Source organism: Bacillus sp. A1, assembly GCF_042296235.1.
GTDB classification, from domain to species: Bacteria; Bacillota; Bacilli; order Bacillales; family Bacillaceae; genus Bacillus; species Bacillus velezensis.
The window spans coordinates 2,021,410-2,047,417 of record NZ_CP141181.1 but is presented as its reverse complement, the minus strand read 5'-3'; the positions used below and the strand labels follow the sequence as shown (position 1 = coordinate 2,047,417).

General features: G+C 50.3%; 5 protein-coding genes. All 5 read left to right on the top strand.

Translation table 11 applies throughout. The features are described from left to right. Position 1: 1 nt before the first annotated feature. The 5 genes from U2H13_RS09785 (at position 2) to U2H13_RS09765 (ending at position 25,984) form a co-directional block, all read left to right on the top strand. Entirely contained in the window at positions 2-970 is a 969-nt protein-coding gene (locus U2H13_RS09785) for an aldose 1-epimerase (RefSeq protein WP_167409315.1), read from the top strand. Positions 971-988: 18 nt separating this feature from the next. Further along, positions 989-2,464 (top strand): D-alanyl-D-alanine carboxypeptidase/D-alanyl-D-alanine-endopeptidase, encoded by a 1,476-nt coding sequence (dacB, locus tag U2H13_RS09780; protein WP_167409316.1) that lies wholly within the window; start codon positions 989-991, stop codon positions 2,462-2,464. Between the two features lie 479 nt (positions 2,465-2,943). Beyond that, positions 2,944-10,602 (top strand): amino acid adenylation domain-containing protein, encoded by a 7,659-nt coding sequence (locus U2H13_RS09775; protein ID WP_376700799.1) that lies wholly within the window; start codon positions 2,944-2,946, stop codon positions 10,600-10,602. A 25-nt stretch (positions 10,603-10,627) separates the two neighbouring features. Beyond that, positions 10,628-18,319, top strand: coding sequence for an amino acid adenylation domain-containing protein (locus tag U2H13_RS09770; RefSeq protein ID WP_376700797.1), 7,692 nt, complete (start codon positions 10,628-10,630; stop codon positions 18,317-18,319). 15 nt (positions 18,320-18,334) lie between these two features. Then, positions 18,335-25,984, top strand: coding sequence for an amino acid adenylation domain-containing protein (locus U2H13_RS09765; protein ID WP_376700796.1), 7,650 nt, complete (start codon positions 18,335-18,337; stop codon positions 25,982-25,984). The last annotated feature ends 24 nt before the right edge of the window (positions 25,985-26,008 follow it).

Below are 26,008 nucleotides of genomic sequence, written 5' to 3'. Positions count from 1 at the left end.
TATGACGATTGAACATACGACTTATTTAGGGGTTTCAGCCATAAAAGCGGAGACTGATCAGGCTGAATGCATCATTGTGCCGGAGTGGGGATCAAATGTCATATCGCTTCGGGATAAAAGAACCGGTATGCGGCTTCTCAGAGAACCGGAAACTGCGGAGCAATTCCGCGCAAAACCGATGCTGTACGGCATTCCCGTTTTATTCCCGCCGAACCGGATTACGGACGGGACGTTTCGTTTTGACGGCCGCGCGTATCAATTCGAGATAAACGAAGAGGATAAACATAATCATATTCACGGCTTTCTTCACAATCAGCATTGGAAAGCGGCGGCAGCGAAAGAAGAGGGGGATGGAATGACAGTCGAAACAGAAATTGATCTTTCAAAGATTCCCCGTGTTCATAAACAATTTCCGCACGATGTCATTGTCCGGATGACCTATACATTAAAAGACAATGTGTTTACGCAGCGGGCGCTGATTACCAACAAGGGAACGGAGGCTTTTCCTTGGGGGCTCGGCTATCATTCCACATTTGTTTTCAATGAAGAGCGATCCCGTCTTTTTCTGACGGCTGACCGCATGTGGGAATTAAATGAACGTTTCGTGCCGACGGGCCGTTTATTGGATGTGCCTGATAAAGAAGCGTTCCGTCATGGGATGTCTTTGAAAAATAAACAGTTTGACGATGTTTTTCTTTCTTCCGGACGGAACGGCGGCAATAACGAAGCTGTTATTTCTCATCCGGATGAGAAATTATCCGTTTTGTATCAGGCAGACACGTCTTTCAAGCATTGGGTGGTATATAACGGTGACGGAAAGCAGGGGTTTGTCAGTCTTGAGCCTTATACTTCCGTTACAGATGCATTTAATCTGAATCAGCCTGCATCACTGACAGGGCTTCAGATTCTGAAACCGGGCGAAGAAGCGGCTGCGTCATCCAGGATCACCATTTTGCATGACGAAGAATAGGAAAGAGGCGGGATAACATTGAAAATATATGTGAAACGCTTGAGCGCGGTGATTCTGCTTTTGATCATTGCCGCAGTTCCTTATATTGATGATGCGGCTAAGGCGGCTGAACAAAAAAATACTTTGCAAAAAGAGCTGGAACACATTCTGGATGAAGAACCTGCTTTAAAGGGGGCTTCAGCGGGAGTCAGTGTCCGGTCAGCAAAAACAGGGGAGGTGCTGTTCGGCAGCCGGGAAGATATGCGGCTGAGGCCTGCATCACTGATGAAGCTGCTGACGGCATCTGCGGCGCTTTCCGTTCTCGGAGAAGATTACACCTTTAAGACAGAAGTACGGGCAGACGGCGCCGTGAAAGGAAAACAGCTGCGCGGAAACCTTTATCTCAGGGGAAAAGGCGATCCGACCCTATTGGGTTCTGATTTTGAGAAGATGGCTAAACAGGTCAAAGCCAGAGGCATCCATGTCATTAAAGGAGATCTGGTCGGGGATGACTCGTGGTATGACGATACCAGGCATTCAGTTGATCTTCCGTGGAGCGATGAAGGCCAATATTATGGTGCGCAAGTATCAGCTCTTACCGCTTCCCCAAATGAGGATTATGATACCGGAACGGTGATTGCGGAAATCAGCCCGGCAAAACAGCCCGGTAAAAAGCCGCGCATTTCGATTTCTCCCCATACGGACGTCGTTCGTGTGAAAAATGAAGTGAAAACCGTCGCTTCTGATGAAAAGAAAGAATTGACGGTTGAACGGGAGCACGGTGGCAATGTGATTACGATAAAGGGAACCATACCTGTCGGCTCGGCACAGGCAAGAGAATGGGCGGCGGTGTGGGATCCGTCGTCCTATGCTTTAGATTTATGGAAACAAGCGCTTACTAAACAGGGTATAACTGTAAAAGGGAAAATCAGAACAGGGCGAATGCCGCACCGCACCCAACTTGTCACATCACGGACATCCATGCCTCTTTCAGAATTATTGATCCCGTTTATGAAACTGAGCAACAACGGGCACGCCGAAATTCTGATCAAGGAAATGGGAAAAGTGAAAAAAGGAGAGGGCAGCTGGGAAAAGGGCTTGGACGTGATGAAATCGGAGCTCAAATCGTTCGGGCTGAATCCGGATGAATTGATTGCAAGAGACGGATCCGGCGTTTCTCATATTAACGGCATATCCGCCGGCCAAATCGGAGAGCTTTTGTATGCGGTTCAGAAAGAAAAGTGGTACCCGGCTTTCCTTCGGTCGCTCCCTGTCGCCGGTGCAAGCGACAGAATGACGGGAGGAACCCTTCGGAACCGGCTGAAGGGCACCCCGGCGGAGGGCAAAATTAAAGCGAAAACCGGGTCACTAACATCAGTCAGTTCGATTGCCGGCTATGCAGACACAAAAACAGGAGATACGCTTATTTTTTCCGTGCTTCAAAACGGGCTGCTTGACGAAGATGACGGAAAAGACATTGAAGACAAAATTGCAGTCGTGCTGGCAAATCAATAAGAAGGGCCGAATCCTTAGAGGATTCGGCTTTTTTGATGTCTGTAAAACATTATATTGCGATTATGAATCAATCTTTTCAAAAAGTAATATCGGCAATATCCTTCCTTTTTTTTACATGATACTTTCTTACTTGTTCACCGATTTTTCATTTTTTAACGTAAAACTTCTTTTAAGGAGGCAAAACCTTTTTAAAAGCGCAATTAATTATACATTTTATTCCTTATTATAGTGTTTAAGAACCAGTTTGTAGTGTGCATACATACCGTTTTACATGGTATAAAGATTATAGAAATGAAGAAATGAAGTGAGGAATATATACTATATTCTAAAAAATGTTAGAGAAAATTTAATTTTTTATTGTGATTTCTAAAATATGTTTTAAAATAATGCTTATATGGATGATTTAGTCATATGCTGTCGAAATTTAATTGTAATTATTTCACTTTCTTATCCTCTTAAATTGAAATGGAGGGATTCCATTGAAGAACACTGTTTATTCTTTAACTCACGCCCAAAGAAGAGTCTGGTTTACAGAGCTGCTCGAGCCGGGCACAAGTATCTGCAATCTCGCGGCGTGCGTCAAATTCAGGGGGGACATCGATTTTGACGTACTGCGCCATGCTTTAGATTTTTCTATCTCGCAAAATGATTCACTCAGGTTTCAACTGACAGAAGGGGACGGATCAGAACCCCAGCTGTATCTGGCGGGGCATCGGCCGATTTCTCTAGAGACTGTTGATTTTACTCATACTGATCAGGCAGAGCGGGACGCATGGATTGACACGCAGACCCGTGTTCCGTTCAAGCTGTTTCATTCACCTCTGTATCAATTTACTCTGCTTGTCATGTCAGACGAAGAAGTTTGGCTTTATTCAAAATTTCACCATATTATCATGGACGGCATCTCGCTCAACCTGCTCGGCAACCAGCTCATTGATATCTACCAAAAGATCATGCGGGGCGAGGATTTAGCTGAACATCACAGACCTTCCTATCTCAGCTACATGGAAAAAGAACAGCAATACTTACAGTCTTCCCGTTTTCAAAAAGACCGTTCATTTTGGACTGAAACATACCGAACCGTTCCGGAACACCTTTCACTGGCGGAACGAACCTCTCATCTTAGACAAAGCACTGCGGCTTCCAGAGATACAATCACTCTTTCTCACTCCTTAGAACAATCTATCCGGCGTTTTTGCAAAGAAAATAATATCAGCATCATCTCTCTGTTTATGGCTTCGTTATACATATGCATCAGCCGTCTGACGGCTAAAAAGGATATTGCCATCGGCACTTATTACGGAAACCGGGGCTCCAGGCTCGAAAAGGATATGCTCGGCATGTTCGTCAGCACACTGCCGATCAGAATGACGGCAGATCCTGATGCGGAGTTCCTGTCCTTTGTCCGCAGCGTAGGAAAAGAGCAGCTGTCTGTTATGCGGCACCAGAAATATCCTTACAATCTTTTTGTGAATGAATTAAGGCAGACTCATCACGACCTGCAAAATATCATCGGGATTTCGATGCAATACCAGCCTCTCGCGTGGCGTCAGGCAGAAGGTTTCGATTATGAAACGGCGATGTTTTTCAGCGGACATACGGCAAATGAGCTGTCCATTTTAATTAAGGAGCGGACAGATACGGGATTGATTGAGCTGAATTTTGATTATCAATCCGCTTTATTTACTAAAACATCGATTAAACGAATTCAAACTCATTTGCTGACGATCGTTGAAAATGCCGTTAGAAATCCAAACCAGCTGATTCGGCATATTGATATGGCGGATGAAAATGAAAAGAAACGGGTGTTAACTGCGTTTAACCGTACAGAAGCGGTTGAACCGCCGGCTCCGACGCTTCACGGGCTGTTCACCCGCCGCGCCGCGCTTTCGCCGCATCGTCCGGCGCTCCGTTTTCCGGGCGGTATGCTGACGTACGCTGAGCTCGATCAGTACACAGACAGGCTCGCCGTTTGGCTCCGCCAAAAAGGCGTCCGCAAAGAAAGCATGGTCGGCGTACTCGCTGAACGCTCGCCGGAGATGGTGGTTTCTGTGCTTGCCGTGTTAAAAGCGGGCGGCGCCTATGTGCCGCTTGACCCGGAGTATCCTGAGGACAGGCTGCGCTATATGCTCAATGACTGTGCCGCTTGTCTTCTGCTTGCACAGCCGGGATTATCCGTTCCCGATTTTTCCGGAGAAACGCTAGAAGTGTCTCTTTCTGCTCTGACAAGTGAGACGGAGACAGGGGATGTCTCTGAAGAAGCGGATGCTGATTCGCTCGCTTATATCATTTATACGTCCGGTTCGACGGGAACACCGAAGGGAGTGGCTGTTGAACACCGTCAAGCCGCCGCCTTTTTATCAGGGATGCAAGGGCAGTTCCCGTTAACGGAAGAGGACATCATCGTGCTGAAATCATCCTTTTCATTCGATGCTTCCATCTGGCAATTGTTTTGGTGGACGATGTCCGGCGCTTCCGTGTATCTGCTTCCTGCCGGATGGGAGAAAGATCCTGTGCGGATGATTGAAGCGTTTGCCTCAGAAAAGGTGACGACCGCGCATTTTATTCCGGCGATGGTCAACAGCTTTTTAGACGCGCTGGAAACAGAGCCTGCAGAAACAAGAACACGCCTCGGCAGAACACTGACACGCGTGTTTGCCGGAGGGGAAGCTCTTTCCCCGCTTACGGCTGCCCGGTTTGCCGATCTGTTGCCGGAGACCATGCTTATTCACGGCTATGGACCGACAGAAGCGACGGTTGATGCGGCGTTTTACGTCTGTGACCGAAAACGGGACAGCGGACGGACAAGGCTTCCGATCGGAAAACCCGTTCCTGGTGCCCGTCTGTATGTATTAGATAGCGGAGGAACCATCCAGCCTGCGGGTGTGGCAGGAGAGCTTTACATCGCAGGGACAGGGGTGGCCCGGGGCTATCTGAACCGGCCTGAGCTGACGGAGGAGCGTTTTCTCGATGATCCGTTTTATCCGGGCGAGCGCATGTATCAGACGGGCGATATCGCACGCTGGACAGAAGATGGCCTTGTCGAATGGCTCGGCCGTTCAGACGGACAAGTGAAAGTCCGAGGCTACCGGATTGAACCGGGGGAAATCGAAGCGGCGATCCGGCGCATCGACGGCATTCGTGAGGCGGCAGTCACCGCCCGGACCGAACACGGCGAAACCGCGCTTTATGCCTATATCGAAGGACGGGAAAGCGATGACGTGCGGGCGGAGCTTGCGGCACGCCTTCCTGCCTACATGATGCCGGCTCAGTTTATAGAGATGAGCGAATGGCCGGTCACGCCGAGCGGAAAGCTTGACCGCCGCGCGCTGCCGGCTCCCGACGGAGCGGCAGACAGACAGGCGTACACCGCCCCGCGGAACGTCACGGAAATGAAGCTTTGCGCCCTCTGGGAAGAGGTGCTGAAAAACGGCCCCGTCGGCATCCGGGATCACTTTTTTGAGCGGGGCGGCCATTCGTTAAAAGCGACGGCTCTCGTCTCCCGCATCGCCAAAGAGTTCGGTGTTCAGGTGCCGTTACAGGACATCTTCGCCCGGCCGACGGTGGAAGAGCTCGCTTCGGTCATTCAGGACTTGGAAGAGAGCCCGTATGAAGCGATTCAGCCTGCGCAAAAACAGGACACCTACCCGGTGTCTTCAGCGCAGAAACGGATGTATGTGCTCCAACAGCTTGAAGACGGCGGTGTCGGCTACAATATGCCGGCTGTGCTGGAACTGACGGGCCCGCTTGACCGCGGCCGGCTGGAGGAGACGTTCCGGCAGCTTGTGGAGCGGCATGAGTCGCTCAGAACGTCCTTTGAAACGGGGCCTGACGGCGAACCGGTGCAGCGCATCCATGACAGCGTGCCGTTTCAGCTCGATGAGGCCGAGTCACCTGACGCATTCGTCCGGCCGTTTTGTCTGGAGGAAGCGCCGCTCTTCCGTGCGGCCCTCGTGAAAGAATCGGATGAACGTCATCTTTTATTAACGGATATGCATCATATTATTTCTGACGGTGTGTCCGTCAACACCTTGATTAAAGAATTCGGCGAGCTGTACGCAGGCCGTTCGCTTGCGCCGATGCGCCTTCAATATAAAGACTATGCCGTCTGGCAGCGGTCGTTTCAGGAGAAAGAAGGATATCAGAAGCAGGAAGCGTATTGGCTGAAGCGGCTAGAAGGAGAGCTTCCGGTGCTTGAGCTTCCGGCTGACAAGCCCCGTCCGGCTGTCAGAAGCTTTGCGGGCGGCAGCGTATCGTGCACGCTTGACGCTGAAACGGCATCCGGCCTTCACCGCATCGCCCGGGATCACGGCTCCACTTTGTATATGGTGCTTCTCGCCGCGTACAATACGTTACTCGCGAGATTGAGCGGGCAGGAAGACATCATCGTCGGCTCGCCGATTGCCGGGCGTCCGCACAAAGACCTTGAACCGATTCTCGGCATGTTCGTCAACACGCTGGCCATCAGAACGGAGCCGAAAGGAGACAAACGGTTTACCGATTATTTGGCGGAAGTCCGCCAGGCGGCGCTTGAGGCGTATGAGCATCAGGACTACCCGTTTGAAGAGCTTGTGGAGCGGCTCGGCGTGCAGCGGGACATGAGCCGCAATCCGCTGTTTGATGCGATGTTTATTCTTCAGAATATGGAGCGAGAGGAGATAAATCTGGCCGGTCTGAAGGCGTCACGATCAGAGCATACCGAACATGATGTATCAAGTTTTGACCTGACCTTATCAGCGGCTGAATCCGATGGAAACATCCGCTTTGAAATGGAATTCAGCACCGAGCTTTTTATGAAAGAAACGATTGAACGATGGATGGGCCACTTACTGAATCTCTTGCGCCATGTTGCCGCCGAACCGGAAGTCATACTATCGAAAGCTGACATTTTGGATGAAGAAGAAAAACAAAAGTTACTGATTGAGTTTAATAACACACAAACCGAATTCATGGAAAAACACAAACTGTTTCACCAGTTGTTTGAAGAGAAAGCAGAAGAAACGCCTCATCAGACCGCTGTTATTGAAGGAGCACAGCAGATCAGCTATTCGCTGCTTAATGAGCGGGCAAATCGGCTTGCGCGAACATTACACAAAAATGGATTCGGTCCGGGAAAAAGAGCCGCCATATTGGCAAACCGTTCGATTGAAGCGATCGTCAGTGTTCTCGCCGTCATGAAATCGGGAGGGGCGTATATACCGGTTGACTCCCATTATCCCGAGGAACGGATTCGCTATTTATTAAAAGACAGCGCGGCATCCGTCTTGATGGTGCAGTCAGAATACAAAGAACTTGCTTCACAGCTGACGGATAACAATTTATTTCTCATTCAGCTTGATCATGAAGATCAATACGATATTTGTGCAAAGAATATTCAGCCGGCAGCGTCACCGGATGATACTGCATATATCATATATACTTCGGGAACAACGGGAACGCCGAAGGGAGTCGAAGTCAGAAATCGCAGCTTTACGCATGCAGCACTTGCATGGCGCAGGATTTATGAGCTTGATCTTATACCGGTCAGAGTGCTGCAGATGGCGAGTTTCTCATTTGATGTATTTTCAGGGGATCTTGCACGCGCCCTGCTAAACGGGGGAACGCTTGTCATTTGTCCGGATGACGTCCGGCTTGAGCCACAACAGCTTTATCGGCTCATTGATCAGCACCGTATCACGTTTATGGAGTCGACACCCGCGCTGATTGTTCCGTTTATGGAATATATATATCGCCGGAAGCTCGCGCTGCAAAGTGTAAAAATACTTGTACTGGGTTCAGATATGATCAAGTCGCAGGATTTTTATACGCTTCAAGAACGCTTCGGAAAAGAAATGCGGATCATTAACAGCTACGGTGTAACAGAAGCGACAATTGATTCTTCGTATTATGAAGCTAAAATGAGCGAAGAGCCGCGGGAAGATGATGTGCCGATCGGTGTTCCGCTTCCGAATGTACAAATGTACGTCTTAAACAAAGACAAACAGGTCCAGCCGATCGGCGTTTTCGGAGAGCTGTATATCGGGGGCGCCGGCGTCGCCAAAGGATATTGGGGACAGCCTGAGCTGACAGAGGGCGCATTCAGTGACCCGTTACAAACGGGAGAAACGCTTTACAGAACCGGAGATCAGGCTTGCTGGCTGCCGGATGGAACTCTTCGCTTTCAAGGGCGGATTGATAAGCAGGTGAAGATCAGAGGCTACAGAATTGAGACGGGAGAAATAGAAAGTGTGCTTTTGAAACACGATCAAGTCAAAGAAGCGGCTGTTACCGTGATGAAAGATGCCGAAGGACAAGCCCGATTAGCGGCATACATCGTTCCTAAAGAGGCCGATATCTCATCACTCCGCCAGTCTCTTATGCAGGAGCTTCCGGCTTATATGATGCCGTCTCATATTATCGGTTTAGACAGCATGCCCCTGACACTGAACGGCAAACTTGATAAATCGGCATTACCGGCAGAACAGATACATTCATCACAGGCATTTGTCGCGCCCGGCGATGAAAAACAGGCGATGTTATGCCGGATTTGGGAAGATGTGCTTCATATTCAGAAAGCGGGAATTCATCACTCTTTTTTTGAGCTTGGGGGAGATTCCATTAAGGCGCTTCAAGTGTCAGCCCGACTCGCCGGAGAAGGCTGGAACATGTCGATCCGCGATTTGTTTCAGTTCCCGACGATTGCAGAACTCGCGAAGCACCTCACGCCGGCTGTTGCAACGGCTGATCAGGGGCCGATAGAAGGAAGCGCTCCGCTGACACCGATCCAGCAGAGATTTTTTGAGGAGCCGGGTGCGTTTGAGCTTCATTATAACCAATCAGTCATGCTGTGCACTGAAGACAGCCTCGAAATAGATGCGCTGTACCAGGCGGTTTGCGCGCTGACAGAACATCATGATGCGCTGCGAATGACTTTCACTGAAAATGAGCATGGGGAAGCCGTTCAATATAATCGCGGAATCACAAAGCAGCATGAAGAAATATTTACGCTTAACGTCATAGATATTTCAGAAGAAACGCAGCCCGAAAAACGGATAGCCGCTGAGGAAGAAGAAATACAGCAGGCTATGCGCCTTGATCAAGGCCCTCTGCTTCATCTCGGAGTGTTCCGGCAGAAGGAAGCCGACCATCTTCTTATAACGATTCATCATCTTATCGTGGACGGCGTGTCATGGAGGATATTGCTTGAAGATCTGCAGACAGCTTATCAGCAGGCATTAGAAGGCAAACAAATCGAACTGCCGCCGAAAAGCGATTCTTATATAAAGTATGCCGAAGAGCTTTTTGACATTTCCAAGAGCAAAGTATTGCTGGAGGAAGCCGCATACTGGGACAGCGTGATGTCTAGTGAAACAGCGCCGCTGCCGAAAATAACTGATGAAAACGCCGGACGATTGCAGGAAAACGCCCGCACTGCATCGTGGATATTAAGCAGCGAAGTCACGAAACAGCTGCTGTTGGAAACACAGCAGGCATACGGAACGGATGTTCATGAATTGCTTTTAACGGCGCTTGGAATGGCGCTTCATGAGTGGACGGGTTCTGAACAGATCCTTATCAGCACTGAGGGGCACGGTCGCCAGGGGCATATTCCTGACATTGATATGTCAAGAACGGCAGGATGGTTTACATCTGTTTACCCGGTGCTTTTGGATATGAGAGTGCCGGGCGGCTCAGGTGAAAAGACCGCTCACCGCATAAAGACGGTAAAAGACATGATGCGACGGGTTCCTCATCACGGAACCGGCTACGGGCTGCTGAGATATTCGCGGAACATTCTTTATAAAGACCCAGAAATAAGCTTTAACTATCTCGGTGCGTTTGACGGTCTTGAGGGAACGCTGAAGATGTCACCGTTCAAGCCGCAGCATGATATAGCGGCCGGGCGCATCCGCGAGTTTGATCTGGATATTAACGCGATGGTGGCGGCCGGGCAACTGGAGGTAAAAGCCGTTTATACAAATGTATTTGCACCGGGGGCAATCGAGTTCTTCATGAATCGTTTCCATACTCACCTCGAGGACATCATCGCCCACTGTTCCGGCAAGAAAGAGCGGGAAAAAACATTAACGGATTACAGCCATACAGAATTGACCGCTCAAGCACTATCAAGCATTGAAGATCTCGTAAAAGGACTTTAATTTCATAAAAAGGTGTGTGGCATTCGTGACACAAGCGACAGAAATTCAAGATATTTACCCTTTATCATATATGCAGGAAGGCATGCTGTTTCATTCGCTTCTGGATTCCGGATCAAACGCATATGTCGAGCAGATTTCATTTACAGTCAGCGGGGATTTATGCATTGATACATTCCAAAAAAGTCTGGATATGCTTGTCAGCCGCTATGATATTTTCAGAACGATTTTCATAAAAGAAGTGCCTGACCTTGAAGGTCCGCAGCAGGTTGTCCTTTCACGCCGTGACACAGCCGTACAGACTGAGAACATTTCAGACTATTCGGAAAAACGGCAGCAAAGCATCATTGACAAATTCAAGGAAACCGACCGGCATAAGGGGTTCGATCTGCAAAAAGGCCCCTTAATGCGCCTGACTCTTTTTCAAACAGGAGAAAACCGCCATACATGCGTTTGGACTCATCATCACATTATGATGGACGGCTGGAGCTTGGGCATTGTGCTGAAAGATTTCTTCAGCATGTATTATGCGATCCGAAACGGGCGGCCTGTAAACCTCGGCAGTCCGGCTCCTTACAGCTCTTATATCAAATGGCTCCGAAGCCGGAATAAAGAAGAAACGTCAGCGTTCTGGTCGCGTTGCTTGGAAGATTACGGAGATGTCGTTTCCGTCCCGCAAACGAAGAATAAGCCGGCGCAAAACGGTTATGCATCTGAGCATTTTCAATTTTTCCTTGAGTCTGAAACCGTGCAAAAGCTGACAGACATTGCCCGAAGCACCGGGGTCACGCTGAATACTTTGTTTACGAGCATTTGGGGACTGCTTCTCCATCGTTACAACGGCACTGAAGATGCGGTATTCGGTTCAGTTGTTTCCGGCAGGCCGTCAGCTATCGCCGGCATCGAATCCATGGCCGGACTGTTTATCAATACCGTGCCGGTAAGGGTGCGCGCGGCTGGTGATATGACTTTTTCTTCTCTTCTCAAAAAGGTGCAAAAAGAGTCACTTGCTGCGGAAGAGCACAGCTATTATCCGCTTTATGACATTCAAAACGAGAGCGGTCTGCAAAAAGATCTCTTGAACCATATCCTTGTCTTTGAAAATTATCCGGTTCAAATGCAGGCTGCGGTAAACGGCTGGCAGCAAACGGAAAGCAGTGCGCTCTCACTTGAAAACTTTTCGATGGCGGAAGAAACCAATTACGATCTTAACGTCGTCATCGTTCCGGGAGAAGAGTTTTATGTGAAATTCAGCTACAATGCGGGCATCTACGATCGGGAAGACATGAAACGGATCAAAGGGCACATTCTGGAGGTCATCTCCTGTGTAACGGAAGATCCGGACAGGCTTTTATCAAGCATCAGTCTCGTGCCTCCGGAGGAAGAAGCCCTGATTCATTCGTTTAACGAAACGAACCGTCCGTACCCTGAGACAACCGTTCATGGGCTGTTTGAAGAACAGGCGGCAAAAACGCCTGATCAAGAGGCGTTGAGATATAACGGGGTAAGCTGGAGCTACAAGAAATTAAATCAGCGGGCGAATCAGATTGCGCATGCGTTAAGGGAAAAAGGCGCACGCCCCGACCAGATCACCGCTGTTATGCTGCGCCGATCAATTAGTACGGTTGCCGCTCTGCTCGGAATTTGGAAGTCGGGCAGCGCCTATATGCCGATTGATGCGGAATTTCCGCCTGAACGGATTTCATTTTTACTGAGAGACAGTGAAGCCTCACTGCTCGTGACTGAAAAAGACCTGCTCCCCCTCATTCCGCCGCATTTCAAGGGCAGCGTCGTCATCATGGAGGAAACGGTTTCCCAGCAGACCGCACCGCTTCCGCCGGTATCTGACAGCGGAAATTGGGCGTATGTCATTTACACCTCCGGAACGACAGGCCGGCCGAAAGGGGTGCTTGTACAACACAAAGCGATCAGCAATACATTGCAATGGCGGCGTGAAGAATACGGGATGACAGAAGGGGACGTAGCGCTTCATCTTTTTTCATACGTATTTGACGGGTCATTAACGAGTCTTTTCACTCCGCTTCTGTCGGGCGCCTGTGTATTGTTAACTGATGAAGATGATGCGAAAGACGTCCTTTCAATAAAACAGAAAATCACCCGCCACGGGGTGAGCCATCTTCTGATCGTTCCGTCTCTTTATCGCGTTCTGCTTGATTCGCTGACGAAAAAGGATGCGCAGACGCTTCGGGCGGTGACATTTGCCGGGGAAGCGGCCACTCCTGATATCGTGGAAGCGAGCCGCGGCATATGCCCGAATGCCGAGCTGCTGAATGAATACGGTCCGACGGAAAACAGTGTGGCCACGACGATTCTGCGCAACCTTCAAAAAAGCAGCCGGATTACGATCGGGCGCCCGATTGCCAACACTTCTGTCTATATGATGCACGGAGATCGGATGCAGCCGGTCGGAGCCGTCGGTGAACTGTGTATTTCCGGAAAAGGTCTGGCGGACGGATATTTTCAGCAAAAAGAGCTGACGGACAAAGTCTTTACCCCTCATCCGTTTCGTGAAGGTGAACGGCTGTACAGAACGGGAGATGCAGCCCGATTTTTACCGGATGGAACGATTGAATATATGGGACGCTTTGACGATCAGGTGAAGATAAGAGGTTACAGAATTGAATTAGGAGAAATCGAAACGGCACTCAGAAGTCTGTCCGGGGTAAAAGAGGCGGCAGTCACCGTGCGCAAAGCGGCGGACGGGGAACAGGAGCTTGCAGCTTATGTCGTACTGGAAAACGCGGGTGTGACATTTGACCCTCATGCCGAATTGGCCGGGAGATTACCTGCTTATATGATACCGGGAAGCTTTACCAAATTAACGGAGATGCCGCTTTCTGTGAGCGGAAAACTTGATCGGGCCGCACTTCCTGAGCCGAAAGAAGCCGAGAGAACCGGTGATTATCAAGCTCCGCGCACAATGCTTGAGACTGAGCTGCTGTCTATTTGGCAAGAAGTGCTGAAACGGGAACACATCAGTACGAGAGATGATTTCTTCCAAATCGGCGGACAGTCGCTGAAAGCCGCGTCGCTTGTTTCAAACATACATAAACGGCTGCAAATTGAGCTTGCCGTCCGCCATGTTTTTGAACATCCGACAATCGAGAGCATGGCCCGCTTCCTTGAACAGAGGAAAAGAGGAGAATATGCAGAAATCACGCCTGCTGTGGCAAAGGACATGTACCCGCTATCTTTTGCGCAAAAAAGGCTCTATGCCCTTCACCAGCTTGCGGCGGACAGCACGGGCTATCATATGCCCGCTTGTCTGGAACTGAGCGGCAGACTCAACCGGGATCGTCTGCACGAAGCCTTTTCAGCGCTGTTACAAAGGCATGAAGCGTTACGCACATCATTTGTTTTACGAAACGGGGAGCCGATGCAGCACATACATTCACATGTCGATCTTGACCTCACAGAGATTCACATGCCATCCGGGAACCTTCTTCAAGAGGTGATGGAAACTTTCGTCAAACCGTTTGACGTGGAAAAAGCGCCGCTTTTGAGAGTGACTTTAGCCAAAGTCACTGAAGAACGTCATTTTCTGCTGCTTGATATGCATCATCTTATCGCAGACGGTGTGTCAATGAGCGTTCTGATTCAAGAATTGACGGATTTATACAGAGGAAAAGAGTTGCGGCCGTTAAAACTCCAATACAAAGATTTTTCCGTCTGGCAGCATGAGCGGTTTGCCGCTGAAGAATTCAAAAGACATGAGCGTTATTGGCTGGAGACGATCGGGGAAAACATTCCCGTACTTGATCTGCCGCTCGATAAAAAGCGCCCGCAGCTTCCTGATTTCAGCGGGTCCGTTGTTCGAACGCGCCTTCAAAAGGAAACGGCGGAGAATTTACGCCGGCTCATGGATGAGACGGGTTCGACGCTGTATATGATTCTTTTGGCAAGCTACTCCTTGTTCCTTTCTAAATTGAGCGGGCAGGAAGACATTGTCGTCGGTTCACCTGCGGCCGGCAGAAGCCGCGCTGAGCTTGACGGGGTCATCGGCATGTTTATAAATACCGTGGCAATGAGAAGCAGGCCGAAAGGGGATAAGACATTCCGCGCTTATTTAGAAGAGGTGAAAATGCTCGCCCTCGGCGCGGCCGAACATCAGGACTTCCCGTTTGAAGAACTTGCCCAAAAGCTTGATACACACCGGGAAGTCAATCGCAATCCGCTGTTTGATGCCATGCTCGTTTTGCAAAACAGTGATGATTTCGAAGTGAACCTTCCGGGCTTAGCCGTTTCTTCACATGCAGTGAAACATGACATTTCAAAATTCGACTTGACGCTTCATGCCGAGGAACGGCCGGATGGCTCACTGGATTTTCATTTTGAATACAGTACCGCGTTGTTTGAAAAAGATACGATCGAACGGTGGGCCGGTCATTTTAAAGAGCTTTTAGGACAAATCGCAGCGGATTACGAACGGAAGCTGTCTGACATTCATTTGCTGGGCATAAACGAGCGGCAGATGCTTCTTCAAGCGGAAAATCAAACGGCGGAGTATCCGAGGCATGAAACGATTGTCAGTTTATTTGAAGCACAGGCGGAAAAAATGCCGGATCAAATTGCAGCCGTCATGTCTCATGAGCGTCTCACCTACCGCGAGCTCAATGAAAAGGCGGATCGAATCGCCGATATGCTGTCGGAAAACGGCATCCGCTCCGGACAGATTGTCGGAATTATGACCGAACGATCTCCGGATATGCTGATTGGGATTCTCGGTATTTTAAAAGCGGGAGGAGCTTATCTGCCGATTGATCCTGACTATCCGGACGAGCGGATTTCATTTATGCTGACTGACAGCGGCGCGCGTGCTCTGTTGACGCAATCGGATCTTGGGATATCCGGAATGGACGGGCTGCCGGTATTATACATCGATAAGCCTGAATCCGTTTCAGCAGACAGAACGAAAGAAATGATAACGCCTGAACAGCCGGCTTACGTGATTTACACATCGGGTACAACCGGAAAACCGAAAGGCGTTATGACGGAACACCGCAATGTCATCAGCCTTATCACACATAAAGGACTGCCGTTTGATTTCGGCTCTGAAGACGTCTGGACGCTGTTCCATTCCTATTGCTTTGATTTTTCTGTCTGGGAAATATTCGGCGCGCTCTTATACGGCGGAAAGGTAGTTATCGTGCCGAAAGACACAGCCCGTGATCCGCATTTGTACCGGCAGCTGCTGCAAAGTGAAGGCGTAACGGTGCTGAACCAAACGCCGACGGCTTTTTCCGGACTCATTCATGAAGAAGCCGGGCATACGGACAAGCTGAAGCTTCGATATGTCATTTTCGGCGGAGAGGCGCTTCAGCCCGGCATGCTGAAAAGCTGGAAAGAGAAGTACCCGGAGACGGAGCTTGTTAATATGTACGGTATTACGGAAACCACGGTTCACGTCACATGCAAAAAACTGAATATGGATGATATTGAGAGAAACAAAAGCAATATCGGCAGACCGTTGGAAACCCTTCATGCTTTTGTCATGGACGCTTATATGAATCCGCAGCCGATCGGAATTCCCGGTGAGCTTTATATCGGCGGGGAAGGCGTCGCGAGGGGGTATGTAAACAGGGATGATTTAACCGCCTCCCGTTTCATCACGAATCCGCACGGCATGCGGCTCTACCGGACGGGCGATATCGCCAAAAGGCTCTCAAATGGCGAGCTGGAATATGTCGGGCGGAAAGATGCGCAAGTAAAAGTCAGAGGCCACAGAATTGAGCTGGGAGAAATTAAATCAGCGCTGCAGGAGCTTTCCTTCGTGAAAGAGGCCGCCGTGATCACACGTGCTGATCAGCACGGTCAGCACTCCATTTACGCATACGCGGTCTTACACGGAAACGAAAAGATAAAAGAAGCAGAGATTCAGGCCTCTCTCAGAGCTTTTCTGCCGGAATATATGATTCCCGCCCGCTTGATAGAGCTTGATGAACTGCCTTTGACGGCGAATGGGAAGCTGGACGAGAAGGCGCTCCCGCAGCCTGAATTAAATGATAGCCTTGGAGATGATATCAGCCTGAGAAATGAAACTGAAGAAATGATGGCTGACATTTGGGAAGAACTCTTAGGTGTTGAAGGCCTCGGTCCCAATGCTCATTTCTTCCATCTCGGCGGGGATTCGATTAAAGCGCTGCAAGTATGTGCGAGGCTGAAACAGCAGGGCTATGAAACGACCGTCCGCGAGCTGTTCGAGCATCAGACACTGGGAGAAGTATCGATGCGGCTTCGGAAAGTCCGCCGCGTGATTGATCAGGCTCCCGTCACGGGAGACGTGCCGCTGATGCCGATCCAGCACTGGTTCTTGTCGCAATCATTGCCGCACGATCATTTTAATCAGTCCGTTATGCTCCGCAGTGCGGACAGAATCAATGAAATCGCCATGAGAAAGGCGCTGGCACAGCTCGCGGTTCATCATGACGCATTACGGATGATATGCGGCACGCAAAACGGATCGGTGATTCAATACAACAGGGCGGCAGACCTTTCTGAAGAAGAACTCTTTACGTTTGAAACGCATGACGTGAGAGAGAAAGGTTCATTACAAGAGGAGCACGCCGCAATTGAACAGGCGGCCGCCCGTATTCAAACTTCCATTCGGCTGGAGACGGGGCCGCTCGTAGCTGTCGGATTATTTCACGCTAATGATGGCGATCATCTGCTGCTTTCCATTCATCACCTTGTCATTGACGGTGTATCATGGCGGATTTTATTTGAGGATCTCACCGCGTGCTACAGGCAGGCGCTCGAAGGAAAAGAAACCGCGCTTCCGGCAAAAACCGATTCCTATCAGACTTACGCGAAGCAAATCTCTGATTATGCAAAAAGCCGCCGGCTGTTACAGGAAGCAGACTACTGGTCCGAAAGAGAAAAAGCGGCGGTCAAACCGCTTCCGAAAGATGCCCGCACCTCTTCCAATCTTCTGAAAGATACAGATGTGATGACCGTTACATTGACAAAACAGGAGACTGAGCAGCTGTTAACGGAAGCAAACAGAGCATACACAACAGAGACGGGCGAATTATTGCTTGCCGCGTTAAGCCTTGCGCTGAACAGATGGACCGGAAACGAGACATTCAAAATCAGCTTGGAAGGCCACGGAAGGGAAGAGCACTTGGAACATCTTGATATCAGCAGAACCATCGGCTGGTTTACGTCAATTTATCCGGTATTGGTTGACGCAAGTTTTCAAGATCAGGCTGATGACGGCGAGCGGCTCGGCTATCACATTAAACGGACAAAAGACATGATGCGCCGCATTCCGCATAAAGGAGCGGGATACGGGGTGCTGAAGTATATAAGCAAACTCTGGGAAGAGACTGAATCTGATTCTCCTGAAATCAGTTTTAACTATCTGGGGCAGTTTGACAGGGAGATCCGTTCCAGCGGCTTTGGTGTTTCTCCCGTAAAAGCGGGAAATGAAATCAGCCCGGACTGGGAACGTCCGTACACACTTGATATCAGCGGCTCCGTATCGTCGGAATGTCTCAGCATGCATGTTGTGTACAACCGTTTTCAGTATCAAAAAGAAACGATTGAAGTTTTGACGGGACATTTTCATGCCTTTCTCAAGCAGATCATCACGCATTGCACAGGCAAAGAGGAGCGTGAATGGAGCGCCGCTGATTTCAGTGACGAGGAGTTAACGCTGGAAGATCTGAGTGACATTATGGGAGCCGTCAACAAACTATAGAAAAGGAGTGGCGCAATGGGGCAGCAACCGGAAATACAAGATATATATCCTTTATCTTTTATGCAGGAGGGCATGCTTTTTCATTCTCTGTTGGATCATGACTCAAGAGCCTACTTCGAACAAGCGGTGTTTACGATCAACGGACAGCTTGACCGGGAACGATTCCAAAAAAGTTTAGATGCTGTTTTTGAACGATACGATATTTTCCGTACGACATTTATTCATAAGAATGTGGCGAAGCCCCGCCAAGTCGTGTTGAAAAACAGGCCGAGCCGCGTTCAGTTTCATGATATTTCTCATTTGGACGAGAAGGCACAAGACAAATATGCCGACCGGTTCAGAAAAGAAGATAAAGATAAAGGCTTTGATTTGCAATCAGACCCTCTCATGAGAGTCTCCATTTTGAAAAAAGCGCCCGAACGCTATGTTTGTATATGGAGCCATCATCATATCGTCATGGACGGCTGGTGCTTCGGAATTGTCATGAAGGAATTTCTGATGATCTATCAATCTCTCGGAGACGGACGGCTTCCGTCTCTCGAGCCTGTTCAGCCATATGGAAAGTATATTAAATGGCTCATGAAGCAGGATCGTAAAGAAGCCGAGATTTTTTGGAAAACGAGACTTGCCGATCTTGAGCAATCGGCGTCTCTTCCGAAAAAATCCGCGGAACCAAATGGCGAACTTGAGCAGGCGGTTTTCACCATTTCTGAAGAGCAGACAAATGAGCTGAAGAACATTGCGGCAAGGGCGGGAGCAACGCTGAATACAGTGTTCCAGGCACTGTGGGGCATTTTGCTGCAGCGTGTCAGCCGCTGTGATGACGCCGTTTTCGGTTCAGTCGTTTCCGGCCGGCCGTCGGATCTCGCAGGCGTGGAAAAAATGGTGGGACTGTTTATTAATACGATTCCCGTGCGGGTGAAAAGCGGTTCATTTTCTTTTCTGGAGCTCGTCAGGCATTTGCAGCAGGAGACGCTGCAAGCAGAAGCGTACAGCTATTATCCGCTGTATGACATTCAGGCGCAAAGCCCTTTGAAGCAAGCGCTGTTTGACCACATTATCGTGTTTGAAAATGTGCCGGCCCAGCGTGAAATTGAAAATGTGAGTCAGGCCGGTTCATTTGATTTTGCGGTAGAAGATTTCACGATGGAGGAAGTCACAAACTACGGATGCAGCATAAAGGTGATTCCGGGAAGTTCTCTTTATATCCGCTTAAACTTTGATACCGGTATATACGATCGTGTTTTTATGAAGAATATTGAAACATTTTTACGGCATATGATGAAGTCAGTCATTTCCGACCCTGAAATGAGCGCCTCCGAGATCGCATTGCTGGATGCGTGTGAAGCCAGAAATATGCTGGATGCGTTTAACCGTACAGAAGCGGTTGAACCGCCGGCTCCGACGCTTCACGGGCTGTTTGCCCGCCGTGCCGCGCTTTCGCCGCATCGTCCGGCGCTCCGTTTTCCGGGCGGCATGCTGACGTACGCCGAGCTTGACCAGTACACAGACAGGCTGGCCGTTTGGCTCCGACAAAAAGGCGTCCGCAAAGAAAGCATGGTCGGCGTACTCGCCGAACGCTCGCCGGAGATGGTGGTTTCAGTGCTTGCCGTGTTAAAAGCGGGCGGCGCCTACGTGCCGCTTGACCCTGAGTATCCTGAGGACAGGCTGCGCTATATGCTCGATGACTGCGGCGCTTGTCTCCTGCTTGCACAGCCGGGGTTATCCCTTTCCGGTTTTTCCGGCGAGACGCTAGAAGTGTCTCTTTCTGCTCTGACAGGCGAGACGGAGACAGGGGCTGTCTCTGAAGAAGCGGATGCTGATTCGCTCGCTTATATCATTTATACGTCCGGTTCGACGGGAACACCGAAGGGAGTGGCTGTTGAACACCGTCAAGCTGCCGCCTTTTTATCAGGGATGCAAGGGCAGTTCCCGTTAACGGAAGAGGACATCATCGTGCTGAAATCATCCTTTTCATTCGACGCCTCCATCTGGCAATTGTTTTGGTGGACGATGTCCGGCGCTTCCGTGTATCTGCTTCCTGCCGGATGGGAGAAAGATCCTGTGCGGATGATTGAAGCGTTTGCCTCAGAAAAGGTGACGACCGCGCATTTTATTCCGGCGATGGTCAACAGCTTTTTAGACGCGCTGGAAACAGAGCCTGCGGAAACAAGAACACGCCTCGGCAGAACACTGACACGCATGTTTGCCGGAGGGGAAGCTCTTTCCCCGCTTACAGCTGCCCGGTTTGCCGATCTGTTGCCGGAAACCGTGCTCATTCACGGCTACGGGCCGACGGAAGCGACGGTTGATGCGGCGTTTTACGTCTGTGACCGAAAACGGGACAGCGGACGGACAAGGCTTCCGATCGGAAAACCCGTTCCTGGTGCCCGTCTGTATGTATTAGATAGCGGAGGAACCATCCAGCCTGCGGGTGTGGCAGGAGAGCTGTACATCGCAGGGACAGGGGTGGCCCGGGGCTATCTGAACCGGCCTGAGCTGACGGAGGAGCGTTTTCTCGATGATCCGTTTTATCCGGGCGAGCGCATGTATCAGACAGGCGATATCGCACGCTGGACAGAAGACGGCCTTGTCGAATGGCTCGGGCGTTCAGACGGACAGGTGAAAGTCCGCGGCTACCGGATTGAACCGGGAGAAATCGAAGCGGCGATCCGGCGCATCGACGGCATTCGTGAGGCGGCGGTCACCGCCCGGACCGAACACGGCGAAACCGCGCTTTATGCCTATATCGAAGGACGGGAAAGCGATGACGTGCGGGCGGAGCTTGCGGCACGCCTTCCTGCCTACATGATGCCGGCTCAGTTTATAGAGATGAGCGAATGGCCGGTCACGCCGAGCGGAAAGCTTGACCGCCGCGCGCTGCCGGCTCCCGACGGAGCGGCAGACAGACAGGCGTACACCGCCCCGCGGAACGTCACGGAAATGAAGCTTTGCGCCCTCTGGGAAGAGGTGCTGAAAAACGGCCCCGTCGGCATCCGGGATCACTTTTTTGAGCGGGGCGGCCATTCGTTAAAAGCGACGGCTCTCGTCTCCCGCATCGCCAAAGAGTTCGGTGTTCAGGTGCCGTTACAGGACATCTTCGCCCGGCCGACGGTGGAAGAGCTCGCTTCGGTCATTCAGGACTTGGAAGAGAGCCCGTATGAAGCGATTCAGCCTGCGCAAAAACAGGACACCTACCCGGTGTCTTCAGCGCAGAAACGGATGTATGTGCTCCAGCAGCTTGAAGACGGCGGTGTCGGCTACAATATGCCGGCTGTGCTGGAACTGACGGGCCCGCTTGACCGCGGCCGGCTGGAGGAGACATTCCGGCAGCTTGTGGAGCGGCACGAGTCGCTCAGAACGTCCTTTGAAACGGGGCCTGACGGCGAACCGGTGCAGCGCATCCATGACAGCGTGCCGTTTCAGCTGGATGAGGCCGAGTCAGCTGACGCATTCGTCCGGCCGTTTTGTCTGGAGGAAGGGCCGCTCTTCCGTGCGGCCCTCGTGAAAGAATCGGATGAACGTCATCTTTTATTAACGGATATGCATCATATTATTTCTGACGGTGTGTCCGTCAACACCTTGATTAAAGAATTCGGCGAGCTGTACGCAGGCCGTTCGCTTGCGCCGATGCGCCTTCAATATAAAGACTATGCCGTCTGGCAGCGGTCGTTTCAGGAGAAAGAAGGATACCAGAAGCAGGAAGCCTATTGGCTGAAGCGGCTAGAAGGAGAGCTGCCGGTGCTTGAGCTTCCGGCTGACAAGCCCCGTCCGGCTGTCAGAAGCTTTGCGGGCGGCAGCGTATCATGCACGCTTGACGCTGAAACCGCATCCGGCCTTCACCGCATCGCCCGGGATCACGGCTCCACTTTGTATATGGTGCTTCTCGCCGCGTACAATACGTTACTCGCGCGATTGAGCGGGCAGGAAGACATCATCGTCGGCTCGCCGATTGCCGGGCGCCCGCACAAAGACCTTGAACCGATTCTCGGCATGTTCGTCAACACGCTGGCCATCAGAACGGAGCCGAAAGGAGACAAACGGTTTACCGATTATTTGGCGGAAGTCCGCCAGGCGGCGCTTGAGGCGTATGAGCATCAGGACTATCCGTTTGAGGAGCTTGTGGAACGGCTCGGCGTGCAGCGGGACATGAGCCGCAATCCGCTGTTTGACGTTATGTTTGTGCTCCAAAACATGGAGCGTGAATCCCTGGTGTTAAATAAGCTGCATTTGACTCAAGCTGCGGATACAAGTCATAAAACCGCAAAGTTTGATGCCACGCTTTACGCGTCAGAAGGGTCTGACGGTTCCATCAGCTTTGATTTTGAATTCAATACAGATATCTATCAAAAACAGACAATTGAAAAATGGCTTTCTTATTTTACCCGTATTCTTACAAAAGTAATTGAAAACCAAGCGATACCGCTTGGTGACATTCACGTACTGGATGATGCTGAAACAAATCGCGTCATTTATCAGTTTAATCAGACGAAAAGCGATTACCCAAGACACGAAACCATCAGCCGTTTATTTGAGCGGCAGGCAAAAGAAACCCCCGATGCCCGGGCAGTTGTATATGATGGACAAATCTTGACATACCGTGAGCTGAACGAACGGGCTAACAGAATAGCGGCGGCTCTCCGATCAAATGGCGTCGGTCCGGAAAGCGTTGTCGCCTTATTAACCGGCCGCACAACAGAGCTTGCTTCCGGAATCCTCGGAATATTAAAAGCGGGGGGCGCCTACTTGCCTATCGGTGACGATGTGCCGCGGGAACGGGCTGAATGGATGCTTAAAGACTGTAAAGCTGATATTCTTCTCCAATCTGATAAACTTGACGGTCTGCCGCTTTCAGGAAAACGTTTATTCATAGAGGATATTCAAACAAAGGCCGGCTTGAGTTCGGAAAATCCCGAACCGCTCGGCGGACCTGAATCGTTGGCCTACATGATTTATACGTCCGGGTCAACAGGTGCGCCAAAAGGCGTCATGATTGAACAGCGAAGCGTGATCCGCCTTGTGAAAAACAGCAATTATATTGATTTTACGCCGGAAGACAGACTGTTGTTTACTTCATCATTAGGATTTGACGTTACGACATTTGAAATATTCGGTCCGCTTTTAAACGGCGCTTCTTTATATGTAAGTGACCAGGAAACCTATCTCGACTCTGATGTTCTGGAAACATTTATACAGCAAAACGGCATTACGACACTGTGGCTGACATCGTCTCTGTTCAACCATTTATCAGAACAAAATAAAGACGTGTTTTCCGGATTATCCCGATTGATTATCGGCGGGGAAGCACTGTCCCCGAGCCATGTAAACCGGGTTCGGAATGCGCTGCCGCATCTCTCAGTATGGAATGGATACGGACCGACTGAAAACACGACGTTCTCGACTTGCTTTTTGATTGAACAATCATACGATCATTCAATACCGATCGGGCGCCCTGTCGGAAATTCAACCGCATATATCATAAACAGCAGGGGAACACCGCAGCCGATCGGCGTCATCGGCGAATTGTGCACAGGCGGAGACGGTATGGCAAGAGGATATTTCGGCCGCCCTGAGCTGACGGAAGAAAAATTTGTCCCTAATCCTTTTGTTCCCGGAGAACGGATGTACCGCACCGGAGATTTAGCCCGCTGGCTGCCGGACGGAGCGATCGAATATGCCGGGCGGATGGATGATCAAGTGAAAATCCGCGGTTATCGGGTCGAGCTGGGAGAGATTGAAGCCGCACTGAGGAGCCTGGACGGTGTGAAAGAAGCTGCCGTGTCAGTCAGAACCGGGCAGTCCGGCAATAAAGAACTGATCGCATATATGAGTCTGCAGGCGGACATGGATACAGAAAAAGTGCGTTCTTCACTTTCTCAGCAACTGCCGAATTACATGATTCCGGCCTATATGATGGAACTTGAGAAGCTGCCGCTTACGCCGAACGGTAAATTGGATCGGAAAAATCTGCCCGAACCGGAGCTCGCGCTTCAAACCGCGTACACAGCTCCCCGCAATGAGCTTGAAGAACAGCTTTCCGTGATTTGGCAGGAAGTGCTCGGCACAAAACAAGTCGGGATTGAAGACTCATTTTTTGAGTTGGGCGGCGATTCAATCAAAGCGCTGCAAGTTTCCGCACGGCTCGGACGCTATGGGCGGAAAATGACGGCAAGTGACTTATTCCGGCATCCGTCCATTAAGGAACTCGCGCCTCTTATCCGGAAAGCGGAAAGAGTCATCGATCAGCGGCCGGTGGAAGGAGACATACCTTGGACACCCGTTCAGCACTGGTTTTTATCACAGCGGATGGAAAACAGAAATCATTTCAATCAGTCCGTCATGATGTTCAGCTCTGACGCATTGCAAAAACAGCCGCTCAAAGAAGCCTTGGAGCACCTTGTCATTCATCATGATGCACTCCGGATCACCGTCAGTGAAGAAAACGAAAGTATCAGACAAATCAATCACGGTATTCAAAAAGCTGAACTGTACACCTTGGACATTTGGGATATGTCTGAGACAGATACTTGGGAAAGAGAAATAGAAACTGAAGTGGCTGCGCTCCAACAGCGGATGGATATTGAAAAAGGGCCGTTATTAAAAGCCGGCTGGTTCAAAACCCGGTCCGGGGATTATTTATTCATCACCGTACATCACCTGGCGGTTGACGGAGTGTCATGGCGTATTCTGCTGGAGGATTTATCTGCCGCTTACACTCAAGCCGTAAAAGGTCAGCCGGTCCAGCTTCCGCCAAAGACCGATTCGTTTAAGCAATACGCTGAAAGGCTTTCGGAATACGCAAAAAGCAGCAAGCTGATGCGTGAAGAAGAATATTGGCGTTTTATTGAAGAAGAAACAGCCGCCGAACTTCCTTATGAAAAACCGCAGCATCAGACGGGAGCCGACAGCATTCGGCAAACGGTAAGCTTTACGCTTACAGAAGAAGAAACGTCCGTTTTGCTTCAGCAGGTCAACCGGGCCTACCATACCGATACGCAAGATATTCTTCTGACTGCCGCAGCTTTGGCTTTACGGGACTGGACAGGGGGCGGCAGACTGCGCATCGCGATGGAAGGGCACGGGAGAGAGCACATCGTGCCGGAGCTTGACATCAGCCGCACCGTAGGCTGGTTTACCTCCATGTATCCGGTGCTCATTGACTTGAATACAGCAGGCTCAGAACTTGGGACGGCGGTAAAAACGGTCAAAGACACACTCGGAAGAATACCGGATAAAGGAATAGGCTACGGCATTTTAAAATACATGACACCGCCTGAACAAAAAACAATCCGCTTCAGACAAGCGCCTGAAATCAGCTTTAACTATTTAGGGCAATTCAATGATACAGAAGATCAGCACACGTTCAGTCTGTCCGGTCTCGCGAGCGGGCACGACATCACGCCGACATGGCAGCGGGAACAAGCGGTGGAAATGAGCGCGATGGCCGCACAAAACAAACTTCACTTCAGTTTGAGCTATCCGCCGAGCCGCTTCTCCAAAGAAACGATGGAACAGCTGCTGCAAACCTTACAGCAATATTTGCGTGATATTATGGCGCACTGCACCGGCAAAGAGGAATCAGAAAAAACCGTTAGTGATTTTAGCAGCAAAACGTTAACATCTGATGATTTGGACAGCATAGCGAGTTTTGTCGAGGAACTGTAGAAAAAGGCGACGGGGAGATTATAA

Bases quoted from the DNA above. Each gene is read 5' to 3' on its own strand.
- U2H13_RS09785 (WP_167409315.1), top strand. From the start codon at position 2: ATGACGATTGAACATACGACTTATTTAGGGGTTTCAGCCATAAAAGCG.
- U2H13_RS09765 (WP_376700796.1), top strand. From the start codon at position 18,335: ATGGGGCAGCAACCGGAAATACAAGATATATATCCTTTATCTTTTATG.